At 60.4% G+C, this 13603-nt stretch carries 13 protein-coding genes; 9 read left to right on the top strand and 4 right to left on the bottom strand.

Annotated elements, in window-relative coordinates; all coding sequences use genetic code 11:
• Window positions 1-14 precede the first annotated feature (14 nt).
• Both K328_RS0118185 and K328_RS26035 read left to right on the top strand, forming a co-directional pair.
• Window positions 15-1133 (top strand): serine hydrolase domain-containing protein, encoded by a 1119-nt coding sequence (locus K328_RS0118185; RefSeq protein WP_028467188.1) that lies wholly within the window; start codon window positions 15-17, stop codon window positions 1131-1133.
• 96 nt (window positions 1134-1229) lie between these two features.
• The gene (locus tag K328_RS26035; protein ID WP_028467187.1) at window positions 1230-2696 is read left to right on the top strand and encodes a PAS domain-containing sensor histidine kinase; all 1467 of its coding nucleotides are present in this window, start codon (window positions 1230-1232) and stop codon (window positions 2694-2696) included.
• Window positions 2697-2704: 8 nt separating this feature from the next.
• Here K328_RS26035 and K328_RS0118175 read toward each other — a convergent pair whose 3' ends face one another.
• Complete coding sequence (locus K328_RS0118175) at window positions 2705-4108, bottom strand: FAD-linked oxidase C-terminal domain-containing protein (protein WP_028467186.1); 1404 nt, start codon at window positions 4106-4108, stop codon at window positions 2705-2707.
• Window positions 4109-4282: 174 nt separating this feature from the next.
• On the opposite strand from K328_RS0118175, the gene K328_RS0118170 reads away from it, so the two are divergent.
• From K328_RS0118170 to K328_RS0118155, 4 genes are read left to right on the top strand one after another with little or no spacing between them, the layout of a single operon-like run.
• Window positions 4283-5017: a TerB family tellurite resistance protein gene (locus tag K328_RS0118170; RefSeq protein WP_028467185.1), complete on the top strand. Its 735-nt coding sequence runs from the start codon at window positions 4283-4285 to the stop codon at window positions 5015-5017.
• 2 nt (window positions 5018-5019) lie between these two features.
• On the top strand, window positions 5020-6879 hold the full coding sequence (locus K328_RS0118165; protein ID WP_036554893.1) for an ATP-binding cassette domain-containing protein: 1860 nt from the start codon (window positions 5020-5022) through the stop codon (window positions 6877-6879).
• Complete coding sequence (locus K328_RS24780; RefSeq protein ID WP_051285099.1) at window positions 6876-7784, top strand: DMT family transporter; 909 nt, start codon at window positions 6876-6878, stop codon at window positions 7782-7784. The genes K328_RS0118165 and K328_RS24780 overlap by 4 nt, the downstream gene beginning before the upstream one ends.
• Window positions 7771-8493: an N-acetylmuramoyl-L-alanine amidase gene (locus tag K328_RS0118155; protein WP_028467183.1), complete on the top strand. Its 723-nt coding sequence runs from the start codon at window positions 7771-7773 to the stop codon at window positions 8491-8493. Before K328_RS24780 ends, K328_RS0118155 begins: the two co-directional genes overlap by 14 nt.
• A gap of 117 nt (window positions 8494-8610) precedes the next feature.
• Here the strand turns inward: K328_RS0118155 and K328_RS0118150 are convergent, their stop codons facing one another.
• Together K328_RS0118150 and K328_RS0118145 are read right to left on the bottom strand one after the other, a co-directional pair.
• Window positions 8611-9363, bottom strand: coding sequence for a thioesterase family protein (locus K328_RS0118150; RefSeq protein ID WP_028467182.1), 753 nt, complete (start codon window positions 9361-9363; stop codon window positions 8611-8613).
• Between the two features lie 85 nt (window positions 9364-9448).
• Window positions 9449-10354 carry a branched-chain amino acid aminotransferase gene (locus K328_RS0118145; RefSeq protein WP_028467181.1) on the bottom strand — a complete coding sequence of 302 codons (906 nt, stop codon included), beginning with the start codon at window positions 10352-10354 and terminating at the stop codon, window positions 9449-9451.
• 124 nt (window positions 10355-10478) lie between these two features.
• Between K328_RS0118145 and K328_RS0118140 the strand changes: the two genes are divergently transcribed.
• The 3 genes from K328_RS0118140 (at window position 10479) to K328_RS0118130 (ending at window position 13175) form a co-directional block, all read left to right on the top strand.
• Window positions 10479-10997, top strand: a complete 519-nt coding sequence (locus K328_RS0118140; protein WP_028467180.1) for a MarR family winged helix-turn-helix transcriptional regulator — start codon at window positions 10479-10481, stop codon at window positions 10995-10997.
• An 8-nt stretch (window positions 10998-11005) separates the two neighbouring features.
• Complete coding sequence (locus K328_RS0118135) at window positions 11006-11713, top strand: response regulator (protein ID WP_205620702.1); 708 nt, start codon at window positions 11006-11008, stop codon at window positions 11711-11713.
• Window positions 11714-11816: 103 nt separating this feature from the next.
• On the top strand, window positions 11817-13175 hold the full coding sequence (locus K328_RS0118130) for an ATP-binding protein (protein WP_051285097.1): 1359 nt from the start codon (window positions 11817-11819) through the stop codon (window positions 13173-13175).
• On the opposite strand, the gene K328_RS0118125 is transcribed toward K328_RS0118130, so the two are convergent.
• Window positions 13172-13507, bottom strand: a complete 336-nt coding sequence (locus K328_RS0118125; RefSeq protein ID WP_036554886.1) for a tRNA-binding protein — start codon at window positions 13505-13507, stop codon at window positions 13172-13174. The genes K328_RS0118130 and K328_RS0118125 overlap by 4 nt on opposite strands.
• Between the last annotated feature and the right edge of the window lie 96 nt (window positions 13508-13603).

Genomic DNA, 13603 nt, shown 5'->3' with positions numbered 1-13603 from the left:
ATCAAGAGACCGAGATGACACAGTATTTTCCTGCCTCAAGCGAGTCTTGGGAGCCTATTGATCCGCGTGACGCCGGCTTCGACGCCGCCGGCCTGAAAGCCGCCAGCGACTTCGCCATCAAGAACGAGTCGACGATGGATCGCGATATCCGTCGCGCCCTCGACAACGATCTGTTCGGAGAGCCGGAAGGCCTGCGCGACGTTATCGGCATCACCCGGCCACGCGCCGACCCGCACGGCATGATCCTGAAGGGCGGCCGCATCGTCCATGAATGGGGCGACACCACCCGCCCGGACATCACCTTCAGCATCGCGAAAAGCTACCTCTCGATCTGCGCCGGTCTGGCTCTGGATGACGGCCTGATCCCCAGCTTCGACAGTCCGGTCGCCGAGCTGGTCGACGATGGCGGTTTCGACGACCCACAGAACAAGCCGATCACATGGGCGCAACTGCTGCAGCAGACCAGCGAGTGGCAAGGCACGCTGTGGAGCAAGCCCGACTGGATCGATCACAACCGCGATCTCGACGCTCAAACGGGCGAAGGCACGCTCAAGGGCAAGACCCGCGACATGCAGACCCCCGGCACTTTCTGGGAGTATAACGATGTTCGCGTGAACCGGCTGGCCCTCGCCCTGCTCCGGGTCTGGAAACGGCCGCTTCCGGAAGTCATCAAAGAGCGGATCATGGACCCGATCGGCGCATCAACCGACTGGGAATGGCACGGCTACGAAAATTCCTGGGTTGATATCGACGGCAAGAAGATCCAGTCGGTCTCCGGCGGCTCGCACTGGGGCGGCGGCATGTTCATCAGCTCCCGCGATCAGGCCCGCACCGGTCTGCTCATGGCCCGCAGTGGCGTGTGGAACGGCAAGCAGCTGATCTCCGATAATTATATCGGCCAGGCGACAACTCCGTGCCCGATCAATGCGGATTACGGCTATCTCTGGTGGCTAAACGGCGAGGGCGGCTCCGCGCCTTCCGCACCGCGCACCAGCTATTTCGCCAAGGGCAAAGGCTCGAACGTCATCTGGATCGATCCGGAACTCGACATGGTCGCCGTGGTCCGCTGGATCGAACGCGATGCGTTTGATGGATTCTGTGCCGCCGTGATGGATGCCGTCCGGGAGACGTAAGAATTTATTAATCCAAACAGAGGATTGTTGCGCATTCGGTTGGGCATCCAGCTGAACCGACGGAATTCCAGAATAGCGAATGCCGAGGCTGAAGGAATGCGCATCAATTCTCTGCATTACGCGATCCTGTTCGGGGGAATGGCGGCGACTTTTCTGCTGAATGACACAGCAGTCAGTGCGGAAACCGCCACGGCCCCAACGACAACGACCCAGCCGTCATCCCCGGCAGAAGCAGCCACGGACACTGTTGCGGCTAACAATTCCGCATCTTCGTTTCCGAGTGCGACGCTGATCTGGTGCGGGGCGCTCTTTGTTCTGCTGCAAGGCGCTCTGATCACCCTCCTGGTATTCGGTCATTTACGACGCCGCCGGTTGAGCCAAGCTCTCAAGGCAAGCGAAAAACGTTTTCAGGACTTTGCTTCCATCTCGCCCGACTGGTTCTGGGAACTCGACGCTGAGCACAAGCTGACTTACTTGTCGGACAGATACGAGAAAGTCACCGGGACGCCGGTCGCCATTCAATTGGGCCATTCATACCTGCGATTTGCAGCATTGGAGTGGAACAGCAACCGGGCTGACGTGTGGAAGGAGCATCGCGAGACGCTCAAAGCCCACGAACCGTTCCGCAATTTCGAATACGCAGCCCTCGGCGCAGACGATAAGCCTTGCTTTCGACGTATAAGCGGCACGCCGATCTTCGAAAATGGTGTGTTCAAAGGCTACCGCGGGACTGGCACGGATATCACCGAGGAACGGGACCGTCAGGCACAGCTGCTAAGGACGATATACGAAGCGGATCACGCAAACCGGGCGAAGAGCGCGTTCCTCGCGAATATGAGCCACGAGCTGCGGACCCCACTGAATGCGATCATCGGCTTTTCCGAGATCCTGACCGATCAGCTCTTCGGGAAGATGCAGAACGATCGGTATCTTGAATATGCAAAAGACATCAACGACACCGGCCAGCATCTGCTGACAGTTCTGAACGACCTGCTCGATATTTCCCGTATCGAAGCCGGCTTTCTGACGCTGGACGAGAACGTGATTGATGTGCAGCGAATGATGCGGTCTTGCGTGCGCATGTTGAACGAAAAGATCTCAGCTGCAGCTCTCACCCTCAGTCTGAATCTCCCAGAGGATCTGCCCGCCCTTCTTGGGGATGAAACGCGCCTTCGTCAGGTCGTTATCAACTTGCTGACAAACGCCGTCAAATTCACCCCTGCGGGCGGAAAGATCTCGGCAAGCGTCAGTATTATCGATGACGGCGGCCTTGAGATCACGGTCGAAGATACCGGCGTCGGAATATCCGAGCGGGACCTTGAACGTGTCATGGAGCCTTTCCAGCAGGCCGAACAGGATCTCTCCCGACGCTACGGCGGCGTCGGTCTTGGCCTCTCCCTCGCCCGGAACCTGACCGAAATGCATGACGGGACGATCAAGCTGGAAAGCGAGCCCGGTGTCGGAACTCTGGTGCGTGTCCACCTGCCGGCTGACCGCGTACGAGCCTACCCTGCCCAGGAGGCTGAGAATGCCCCGGGCCAGACCGAGACACTCACTGACTAAAGGCGTTTTCAGATCTCGACGATCTTGCCCGGATTCATGATGTTGTTCGGATCGAGAGCCCGCTTGATCGACCGCATCATACCCAGCGCCGGACCGTGCTCTTCCTGAAGGTAAGACATCTTGCCATACCCAACTCCATGTTCCCCGGTACAGGTACCGTCCATTTCAAGAGCCCGATAAACCATCCGCTGGCTGTGCGCCTTGGCCCGTGCCATCTCATCCGCATCGTCAGGATCGATCACATAGACGAGGTGGAAATTGCCATCACCGACATGACCGACCAGCGGCGCGCAGAGTCCCGAATCGACGATATCCTTTTTCGTCTCCCGAATGCACTCGGCCAGCCGGGAAACCGGCACGCAAACATCCGTCGGCCAGCCCTGTGAGCCAGGACGCAGCGCAAGTCCCGCATAGTAGGCATCGTGCCGCGCCTGCCAGAGAACGTTCCTATCCTCAGTCCTGGTCGCCCATTCGAATGAGCTGCCGCCGAAATCGGCGGTGATCATCTCAACCGTTTCGGCTTGTTCCTTAACCCCGGCTTCGCTGCCGTGAAATTCGAAGAAGATGGTCGGCTTGGCTTCATACCCTTTAAGCTTAGAATAATCGATACAGGCGCCCATCTGGACTTCATCCAGCAACTCCATACGGGCGACGGGAACGCCGGCATGGATCGTCGTTATGACCGAGTCGACGGCCCCTTCCAGAGTGTCGAACTGGCAGACAGCCGACGAGATAGCTTCCGGAATACCGTATACCTTCAGCGTGATCTCGGTGATCACGCCGAGCGTGCCTTCGGAGCCGACGAAAAGGCGCGTCAGATCATAGCCTGCGGAAGACTTCCGGGCCCGCCGCGAGGTCCGGATGATTTCCCCGCTCGGCGTGACAACACGCAGTGACAGCACGTTCTCCCGCATGGTGCCGTAGCGCACCGCATTGGTGCCGGAAGCGCGGGTCGCCGTCATGCCGCCAATCGAGGCGTCGGCCCCGGGGTCAATCGGGAAGAACAGGCCGGTATCGCGCAGATGCTCGTTCAATTGCTTCCGGGTAACGCCCGGCTGCACGGTGACGTCCAGATCCTCGGCATGGACCGCAAGGACCCGGTTCATCAGCGAGGTATCGATGGAGACACCGCCCCTGAGGGCAGCGATATGGCCTTCAAGCGAGGTTCCGGTACCGAACGGGATGACCGGATATTTCAGCCGGTTGCACACCATAACGGCGCGGGCGATCTCGTCTTCGCTTTCCGCGAAAACGACAGCGTCCGGCGCCATCGGAGCATGATAGCTCTCGTCCTTGCCATGCTGATGGCGGACTGCTTCCGCAGTCGTGAATCGGTCCCCGAATATCTGCTTCAGAGCATCGAGCGCTGCGTCACGGGTGGCAGCATCGACTGGCTTCGCCTCTACGTCCATTTCGGGATCTCCGTTCGAAAAGGTAGGTCTGGCAAACTACTCCCAGCTACAAGCTCCAGCAAGAGGGCTACGCTATCGCGCTGACGGCGAACGCCCTGTTGACGGAATTACCGGCAGCCGACATGTTCCGATGATATTCTACAAATGTTCCACCATCTCGGCAGTGCTTGAAACGTGAGTATCTGGGGTAAAATCATTGGCGGCGCGGCCGGTCTTGCGCTCGGCGGACCAATCGGCGCGTTGCTTGGCGCGACCGCTGGCCATGCCGTGGACCGGTTCGCCAGTTCCGATACGCCAAAAGACGAGGAAGCGGCGACCAAGAAAATCGCCTTTACCATTGGCGTCGTCGTGCTCAGCGCCAAGATGGCGAAGGCAGATGGTGTGGTCACCCGCGACGAGATCGCCGCCTTTCGCGAAGTTTTCCATATCCCCCCCGAAGAGGTCCGCAATGTCGGCCGGGTCTGGGACTTGGCCCGACACGATGTCGAAGGCTTCGAGGTCTATGCCCAGCAGATCGCCCGGCTGTTCAATCCGGGCTCACCCGTTCTCGAAGAGCTGCTGCTCAGCCTCTTCCATATCGCCAAGGCAGATGGTGTCATCCACCAGAATGAGATCGCTTATCTTGAACGCCTCTCCGAGATCTTCGGCTTCGATGCCCTTGCCTTTCAGCGCATGCGCGCCGTCGCCGGTGACAAGGACGCGGAAGATCCCTACAGCGTGCTTGGTATCGCGCATGGCGCCGACGATGCTGAGGTCAAAAAAATCTATCGCACCCTTATCCGTGAACATCACCCGGACCGGCTGATCGCCGAAGGCCTGCCAGAAGAGTTCGTCGCTGCCGCGACAGCAAAGATGGCCGCCATCAACGCCGCCTATGACCGTATTGCCAAACAACGCGGTATGAACTGAGCATGGCCCGAGCCTCTTCCGCGCCGCCGATCGTCGCCCTTCGCAACGCCCGGCTCACCCTCAGTGAACGCGTTCTGTTCGACGATGTAGACGTGACCGTGGCCAAGGGCGAGCGCATCTGCCTTGTCGGTCGCAACGGTTCAGGCAAGTCGACCCTGCTGAAATGTCTCGCGGGACAAGTGGATCTCGATCAGGGCGAGCGGTTCGTGCAGCCCGGCGCCAAGATCGCCTATCTGCCGCAGGATCCCCCTCTGCCAAAAGGCATCACCATCCGCGAGCATGTGCGGAGCGGTCTTTCGGTCAATCCAGGTGAGCATCCGGCGGAATATCTGGTCGATTCCATGTTGCTGCATCTCTCCCTCGACGGGGACCGGCTGACCGATGCCCTGTCCGGTGGAGAGTCTCGCCGCGTTGCCCTGGCGCGGGCGATGGTGTCCGAGCCCGACGTGCTGCTGCTGGACGAGCCGACAAACCATCTCGACCTGCCGACCATCGAATGGCTGGAAGAGGAACTGGAAGCCTTCAAGGGCGGCATCCTGCTGATCAGCCATGACCGAACCTTCCTCAGCCGCCTGTCGAACCGGACCTACTGGATCGACCGGGGCGAGGTGCGCCGCAATTCCGAAGGCTTTTCAGCGTTCGCCGATTGGGCGGACAAGGTGCTGGCGGACGAGGAAGCGACCCAGCGCCGGGTCGACAAACAGATCGCCGAGGAAACCCGGTGGCTGCGCGAAGGGCTTACCGCCCGGCGCAAGCGGAACATGGGCCGGGTCCGCGGTCTGCTCGGCATGCGGCGGGAGCGCGCCGAGCGAATGAAGCGGACCGGGCTGGTCAATCTCAGCGTCGGAGATGCCGAGTCCGGCGGCCAGCTCGTCATTGAAGCGAACCATATTTCAAAGTCCTACACGCAACCCGACGGCAGCGAGAAGGTCCTGGCGAAAGACTTCTCCACCATCATCAAGCGGGGCGACCGCATCGGCCTGGTCGGCGCCAATGGTGCCGGCAAGACCACGCTGCTGAAAATGCTGATCGGCCAGGAGAAACCTGACAAGGGCCGCGTCCGCGTCGGCTTCGGCGTCGAGACCGTCTATTTCGACCAGTACCGGGAGACGCTGGACGGCGACGCAACCCTCTGGTCGACGCTCTGTCCCGGTGGCGGCGATACAGTGTTCGTCCATGGCAAGCCGAAGCATGTCGTCTCCTATCTCCGCGACTTCCTGTTCGAGGAGCGCCAGGCACGGGCACATGTGAAGAACCTCTCCGGCGGGGAGCGCAACCGGCTGCTGCTGGCGAAGCTGTTCGCCGGACCGCACAACCTGCTGGTGCTCGACGAGCCGACCAACGATCTTGATATCGAAACCCTCGATCTGCTGCAGGAAGTGCTCGGCGAATATGACGGCACGATCATCCTCGTCAGCCATGACCGAGACTTTCTCGACCGGGTGGTGACCTCCATCATCGCCGTCGAGGGCGATGGCAAGATCGAGGAATTCGTCGGCGGTTTCAGCGACTACGCGGCGTTCCGGAAATCGGAAGCCGAAGAAGCGGCCGCACCGAAAAAACGCGAGAGCAAGCCATCGGCGAGCCAGGCCGAAAAACCGTCCCAGCCACGCGCCAAGCTCAGCTACAAGGATCAACGAGCCCTCGACATGCTTCCGGACACGATCGACAAACTCGGAACGGAAATCGAGACCCTCGGGAACGAGCTTGCCAATCCTGACCTCTTCACCCGCGACCCCAAACGGTTCAAGGCCGCGAGCGCGCGACTGGAGGCGGCCCAGGCCGAACTGGACGATGCGGAGAACCGCTGGCTTGAACTCGAAGAACTGCGTGAGACGGTCGAGAAAGCCCGCGCTTCATGAAGCCGCAGGACATTCTGCTCGGCGTCGTTGTCATGGTGGTCTGGGGCATGAACTTCGCCTTCGGCAAGATCGCCATGGCCGAATTCTCACCAATGATGCTGATAGGGCTGCGCTACCTGCTCACCGCCATCCTGCTGCTGCCTTTCCTCAGATGGCGGGGTATCAAGTTCCTGCATATCTTCGGTCTCTCGGTCACTCTTGGCGTGCTGCACTTCGCCTTCATGTTCACCGGGCTGAAGGGCACCGACGCCTCACTCGCGGCCATCGCAGCACAGATCCAGGTGCCCTTCGCCGTAATTCTCGCGGTTATCTTTTTTCGCGAACGTCCGAACCGGCGGCAAATCCTCGGGATTGCCATAGCCTTCGCTGGTGTGGCCATGCTGGCGGGCGCACCAAAGACGTCCAGCAGCCTGTTCAATCTCGGCCTGGTCATCATCGCCGCGCTGCTTTGGGGGCTTGCCCATATTCAGGTGAAATGGATGGGGACGGTAAACCCGTTCGTGCTGAATGCCTGGATGTCGGTGCTGGCCGCCCCCATGATCCTCGGCTCCTCGCTGATCCTGGAGGACGGGCAATGGGAAGCACTGCAAACGGCCGGGACCGCCGGTTGGGGCGGCGTCATCTACATGTCCGTCGGCGTTACCATCTTCGGCTACGGGATCTGGTACAAGATTCTGCAGAAATACGATGTCTCCCAGACCATGCCGCTGACAATTCTGGCTCCACTGGTCGGCGCAGCCTCCGGCATCATCTTTCTTGGCGAGCATATGGACGCCTTCCAAGTTGCCGGCGCCGCCCTTACCATCGTCGGGGTTGGCGCCGTTACCATCGGACGGACGGCACCAGCACCGAAAGCCGCTGTGGCAGCGGAAGCCGAGGGAAAAGCGCAAGATGGAGGGAATTGAGAACATCATCGACCGCCCCTCCCCGAATCATGACGCTCGTCCGGACGGAACAGCCATCGATATCCTGCTGCTGCACTATACCGGCATGCAGTCGGCAGAAGCCGCTCTCGACCGGCTGACCGATCCGAACGCCAAGGTCAGCGCCCACTACCTGATCGACGAGGACGGCTGCTGCTACCGGATGGTAGACGAGACCCGACGGGCCTGGCATGCCGGTGTCGCTTCATGGCAGGGAGCGACGGACATCAACGCCCGCTCTATCGGCATCGAGCTGGTTAACCCGGGCCATCAGTTCGGCTACCGGCCTTTCCTCGGCTTGCAGATGGACAGCCTGATCAATCTCGCCACGGACATCCTGTCGCGCCACCCCATTCCCGCCTCCCGTGTCCTTGCCCATTCCGATGTCTCCCCGGACCGCAAGGAAGACCCGGGGGAGCTATTCGACTGGGAGAGCCTCGCCCGCAGCGGCATCGGCATCTGGCCCGCGGACGCCCCGACAACAACCGAAATAATGAAGTTTTCGGAGGCGATGAGACTGCTTGCGGAAATCGGATATGCGGCACCTGAAGATACCGTGATGAGCCAGTCAGCACGCAACGTTCTACTCGCCTTTCAGCGCCGCTGGTTGCCCCTTGGTCTGACCGGTGCCCTGACACCGGAGACGGCTGCGCGCATCCGGGAAGTGCATTCAAAGATAATGAGCGCCTAGAACACGCAGCCCCCCATTCGTCATCCCTGCGGACACAGGGACCCAGAGATGACGGGGGAAATAAGGGATGACGGAAGTTAGCGGGTGTTGAGCAAAGGCAAGAGGCGCTGATGCACCTCACTCCATTGCAGCGAGTACAACCGGCTGCGTTGCCCGGCCGAGATACCCCGCCTCGTCGTAAAGATCGCTCGTGGTGATGCCGAGGCCGCTGGCATTCCAGAACGGTTTTGAGTCCACACCCAGCCAAGGACCGGCGGGCGGGCGATGCAGGTGGATAGTGATTTCCGGGTTCGGGAAAACCACTTTCTCCGCATCTACCCAAGCGGGGCGGGAAAGGCCTGTTGCCCAATCAGCCAAAGACAGAACGCGGGTCAGCGGCCCCATGCCGTCCACCACCGGATTAAGATGCCGCATCCAGACGCGGCCTCCCTCTTCCCGGCGCATCTCGCAAGCATCCGCGAACCAGGTTTGATCCATCGACCGGCCGACATGGAAATCCGCCCCCGCAACCGGGGTCCGTTCCACAGGCTGTTCTTCCAGAAACGGCAATGACTCCGGCGTCAGAAACAGGGCGCTCGCCACAGCGCAAGTCTTGCCGCCGGCGACGAGTTCCGAGGAGAGCTGAAGGGAACGGCGCCCCTGACGCAGGGTCCGGACGGAAATCGCGACCGGTTCCATCGGTGTCGGGCGCAGCAGGGACAGGGACATCTGCAATCCCATCCCGCCACCGCTTTCATGGGATGTCTTTTCCATCTCGGCGGCAAGCAGACCGCCGACAACGCCACCATGCAACCCAGGGAAAGGTCCCTTGGCGAGTGGTCCCGGCACCCAGTGGGTGCCGTCGAATGCGCAAACGGGGGAAGCTGTCATATGTCAGCTTCCCCCGTTCACGAAAGATATGTCCAGTGCCTGGAGAGAACGGGATCGTTCCCCCGGGACCGGAGATCGTTTTGCCTTACTCGGCCGCGACCTGCACGCCCGTCGCGTGGGCACGCACGGCCACGTCATAGGCGTCGACCAGCTTGCGGGTCATCTCGCCCGGTGTGAACTTGTAGGTGCCGATGGTGCCGACCGGGGTTACTTCCGCGGCAGTTCCGGTCAGGAAGCATTCGGTTGCCCGCGCCATCTCTTCCGGACGGATGTGCCGCTCGACGATCTCGTAGCCGAGATCGATAGCGAGCTGCTTCACCGTGCGGCGGGTGATGCCGTCGAGGAAACAGTCGGGGGTCGGCGTATGCAGCCGGCCGTCATCCATCAGGAAGAAGATGTTGGCGCCGGTCGCCTCCGCGACATAGCCGCGATAATCCAGCATAAGAGCATCGTGGAAACCACGCGCTTCGGCATCGTGCTTGGACATGGTCGCGATCATATAGAGACCGGCAGCCTTACTGTTCGTCGGCGCGGTGTCGGGAGCCGGACGGCGCCACTTGGCGATATCCAGATTGATCCCCTTCATCTTCGCTTCCGGATCGAAATAGGACGGCCATTCCCAGGCGGCGACGGCCAGATGAATGGTGTTCTGCTGGGCGGACACCCCCATCATCTCGCTGCCGCGCCAGGCAACCGGACGGACATAGCCATCGACGATCCCCATAGAGTCGATCACCGCCTGCTTGGCGGCCTCGATGACATCGACATCGTAAGGGATCTTGAAGCCCAGAATTCCGGCGGAACGGTGCAGCCGTTCGGTATGCTCGCGGGACTTGAAGATCTGTCCGCTATAAACCCGTTCGCCCTCGAACACCGAACTGGCATAATGCAGCCCGTGGCTAAGTACATGCAATTTGGCGTCACGCCAGTTCAACAAGGTACCGTCCATCCAGATGGCACCGTCGCGATCATCGAAAGGAAGCAGGCTCATGAGGTTTCATCCCAGCAAGCTCCAAAGCCTAACCCGTTCGAATTGTTCATGTTGACGGGTGCTTTGGTTAGATTGTTACCCAAACTTGAGCCAAGAGCTAACATTCAAAAGGAATTAAGTCAACATGGTTGACGTAAAAAGCATGGCCAATCCGCTTTTCCTGCGGGAGGAGGAACTGAGGCAAGGCATAGAGATGCTGTTTTTTGCCTATCGGGACTTCACGGGTGAGCCGGATGCCATCCTTTCGGAAATCGATCTCGGGCGGGCCCATCACCGGGTGATCTACTTCGTCGGACGCAATCCCAGGATCACCGTCACCGACCTTCTGAAGATCCTGAAAATCACGAAACAGAGTCTCTCCCGAGTTCTCAGCCAACTCGTGAATGAAGGCTATATCGACCAGACAACCGACCAGGGAGACCGGCGCAAGAAGCTGCTGACCCTGACCGAGAAAGGCGTCGATCTGGAGCATCGTTTGACGGAAAACCAGCGCAAGCGGATCGCCCGCGCGTACAAGGCCGCCGGGGCGGAAGCGGTACAGGGGTTCCGGGAGGTGCTGCGTGGCATCATCGATCCGGGCGATCAGGAGCGCTTCGAGATCGTCGCCCCGGCCATGCCACCTCAACGCCGCGGCAAGGGATGAACAGCCCGATGGATGGCGAGGACCAGGCCCATATTCTTGTCGTCGACGATGACAGCCGGCTACGCGATTTGCTGACCCGATTCCTGAGCGAAAACGGTTTTCGTGTAACCGCCGCAGGCGATGCTGCCGACGCCCGGCGCAAACTGGCGGCAATCGAATACGACCTGATCGTTCTGGACGTCATGATGCCGGGGGAAACCGGCTTCGAGCTGACCCGGTCGATGCGCCAGACCCGCGACCTGCCGATCCTGCTGCTCACCGCCATGGGCGAGGTGGAAGACCGCATCGAGGGACTGGAAACCGGGGCGGACGATTATCTGACCAAGCCGTTCGAGCCACGTGAACTCTTATTGCGCATCCGCACCATCCTGCGACGCACCCGCATCGCCCCAGGCATGCAGGAAGCGACCTCACGCGTCACCTTCGGCCCATACATCTACGACCGGACAGACGCCGAGCTGACCAAGGACGGCAGCGCGGTGCACCTGACCGAGTCGGAAGCATTGCTGCTCGGATGCTTTGCCCAGACACCAGGCCGCACACTGAGCCGGGAGGACCTGGTTGCCCGCAATGCCGTGAACGGCCACGAGCGTACCGTCGACGTACAGATCAATCGGCTGCGCCGGAAGATCGAGAAAGATCCGAAATTCCCCCGCTTCCTGCAGACCGTGCGCGGCAAGGGGTATGTGCTGAAAGCAAACACGGTCGACAGCTGAGTTTCTCCCCGACGCGCCCAGCTATCCGTCCGGGCCAATTTATTTTACATTCTTCCCAGATTTACCGGGCGTGAGCGCCAGCAGAAAGAACGGCATCCGATCAATGGCAACTCTTGCCGACTCCCCACCCCGGACCAAGCGCCGGTCCTGGCTGAAGCGCCGCATGCCAAAGACCCTGTTCGGACGGGCTTTGGTGATTTTCCTGACCCCGCTGATCCTGATGCAGGTGATCTCGACCTATGTTTTCTATGACCGGCACTGGGACACGATGGTGCGCCGGCTTGCGACCTCGCTTGCCGGAGACATCGCCCTGATCGTCACGGAAGTCGAGACGGATTCAAGTCCGGCCGCGCTGGCCCGGATAGACCGGCTTTCCCGTAACCACCTCGGACTGGTTATCACCTACCGGTCCGGCGGCATCCTGGAAAACCGCGGGACTGTAACCCTTTTCGACCCCACCTTGCAGCAGATGCGGCGTTCGATGACGGAGCAGGTACGCCGCCCCTACATGATCGATACCGAAGCGGGCGACCGGCAAATCGCCATCACGGTGCAGCTTTCGGACGGCGTGCTCGAAGTGCTCGCACACGAGAAGCGCCTCTATACCTCCACCACCTATATCTTCGTCATGTGGATGCTGGGCAGTGCGCTGATCCTGTTCGCTATTGCGCTGATTTTCATGCGCAACCAGATCCGGCCGATCCGAAGACTCGCTATAGCTGCCCGCGCCTTCGGACTTGGCCGCGAGGTTGCCAACTTCAAGCCGGAAGGCGCCCATGAAGTCCGTCAGGCCGCGGAAGCCTTTCAGCAGATGCGGGCCCGGATCCGGCGCCAGATCAAACAACGCACAGACATGCTGAGCGGCGTCTCGCACGATCTGCGCACGCCACTCACCCGGATGAAGCTGCAACTCGCCATGCTGGGCGAGGACAAGGCCGTGCAGGAACTCCAGGCCGACGTGCAGGACATGGAGCGGATGGTCGAAGGCTATCTCGCCTTTGCCCGCGGCGAGGGAACAGAGGCCGCCGTCACGACGGATATCAAGGCTCTGGTTACCGATTTCGCCATCGGTGAGCGGCGCGGCGGCATTCCACTCGAGCTTGAGATTATCGGCCAGCCTGTGCCGCCGTTGGAAATGAAACCGCAATCGATGAAACGAGCGCTGACCAATCTGGTGTCAAATGCAAGACGGCACGCGAAAACGGTACGCATCACGCTCGACGGATCCGAGGACGCGTATGAGATTTTTGTCGATGACAACGGACCGGGTATCCCTGAGGCTGAACGCGGCCGTGTCTTCAAACCCTTCTATCGTGGCGACCCGTCCCGCAACCCGGAAACGGGCGGAACAGGCCTCGGGCTGACCATCGCCCGCGATATCGTGCACAGCCACGGCGGCGAAATAGGCCTGGAAGACTCGCCTCTCGGCGGCCTGCGTGTCCGGATCAGAATGCCGGTTTAGTAAAGCCGTCCCCCGTTCGGGACATCGAGTGTCGGGCTGATCAGCACAACTTCTCCATCCTCATCCGGGAAGCCGACAACCAGGCACTCGCTCATAAACTTGCCGATCTGTTTCGGCGGAAAATTGACGACAGCAACCACCTGTTTGCCCTTCATATCTTCCGGCGTGTAGTGCTTGGTGATCTGGGCGGAGGTTTTACGGACACCGGTTTCCGGTCCGAAATCGATCCAAAGCTTGATTGCCGGCTTGCGCGCTTCGGGATATGGCTCCGCATCGGTCACTGTGCCGACGCGGATCTCGACTTTCTGAAAGTCGGAGAATTCGATGGTCATGAGCGGCTCCCTTATCCGGGAGCGGACCTTATGCGCTCTTCCATTTGTCGTGAAGAAGTTTCCCGCGCGCAAAAACAAAAAGCCGCTGGAACCAGA

The organism is Nisaea denitrificans DSM 18348, from assembly GCF_000426505.1.
Classification (GTDB): Bacteria; Pseudomonadota; Alphaproteobacteria; order Thalassobaculales; family Thalassobaculaceae; genus Nisaea; species Nisaea denitrificans.
The sequence above is the reverse complement of the archived record's forward strand: the minus strand, read 5'-3'. Positions and strand labels throughout refer to the sequence as shown.

Bases quoted from the DNA above. Each gene is read 5' to 3' on its own strand.
- K328_RS0118185 (WP_028467188.1), top strand. From the start codon at position 15: ATGACACAGTATTTTCCTGCCTCAAGCGAGTCTTGGGAGCCTATTGAT.
- K328_RS26035 (WP_028467187.1), top strand. From the start codon at position 1,230: ATGCGCATCAATTCTCTGCATTACGCGATCCTGTTCGGGGGAATGGCG.
- K328_RS0118175 (WP_028467186.1), bottom strand. From the start codon at position 4,108: ATGGACGTAGAGGCGAAGCCAGTCGATGCTGCCACCCGTGACGCAGCG.
- K328_RS0118165 (WP_036554893.1), top strand. From the start codon at position 5,020: ATGGCCCGAGCCTCTTCCGCGCCGCCGATCGTCGCCCTTCGCAACGCC.
- K328_RS24780 (WP_051285099.1), top strand. From the start codon at position 6,876: ATGAAGCCGCAGGACATTCTGCTCGGCGTCGTTGTCATGGTGGTCTGG.
- K328_RS0118155 (WP_028467183.1), top strand. From the start codon at position 7,771: ATGGAGGGAATTGAGAACATCATCGACCGCCCCTCCCCGAATCATGAC.
- K328_RS0118150 (WP_028467182.1), bottom strand. From the start codon at position 9,363: ATGACAGCTTCCCCCGTTTGCGCATTCGACGGCACCCACTGGGTGCCG.
- K328_RS0118145 (WP_028467181.1), bottom strand. From the start codon at position 10,354: ATGAGCCTGCTTCCTTTCGATGATCGCGACGGTGCCATCTGGATGGAC.
- K328_RS0118140 (WP_028467180.1), top strand. From the start codon at position 10,479: ATGGTTGACGTAAAAAGCATGGCCAATCCGCTTTTCCTGCGGGAGGAG.
- K328_RS0118135 (WP_205620702.1), top strand. From the start codon at position 11,006: ATGGATGGCGAGGACCAGGCCCATATTCTTGTCGTCGACGATGACAGC.
- K328_RS0118130 (WP_051285097.1), top strand. From the start codon at position 11,817: ATGGCAACTCTTGCCGACTCCCCACCCCGGACCAAGCGCCGGTCCTGG.
- K328_RS0118125 (WP_036554886.1), bottom strand. From the start codon at position 13,507: ATGACCATCGAATTCTCCGACTTTCAGAAAGTCGAGATCCGCGTCGGC.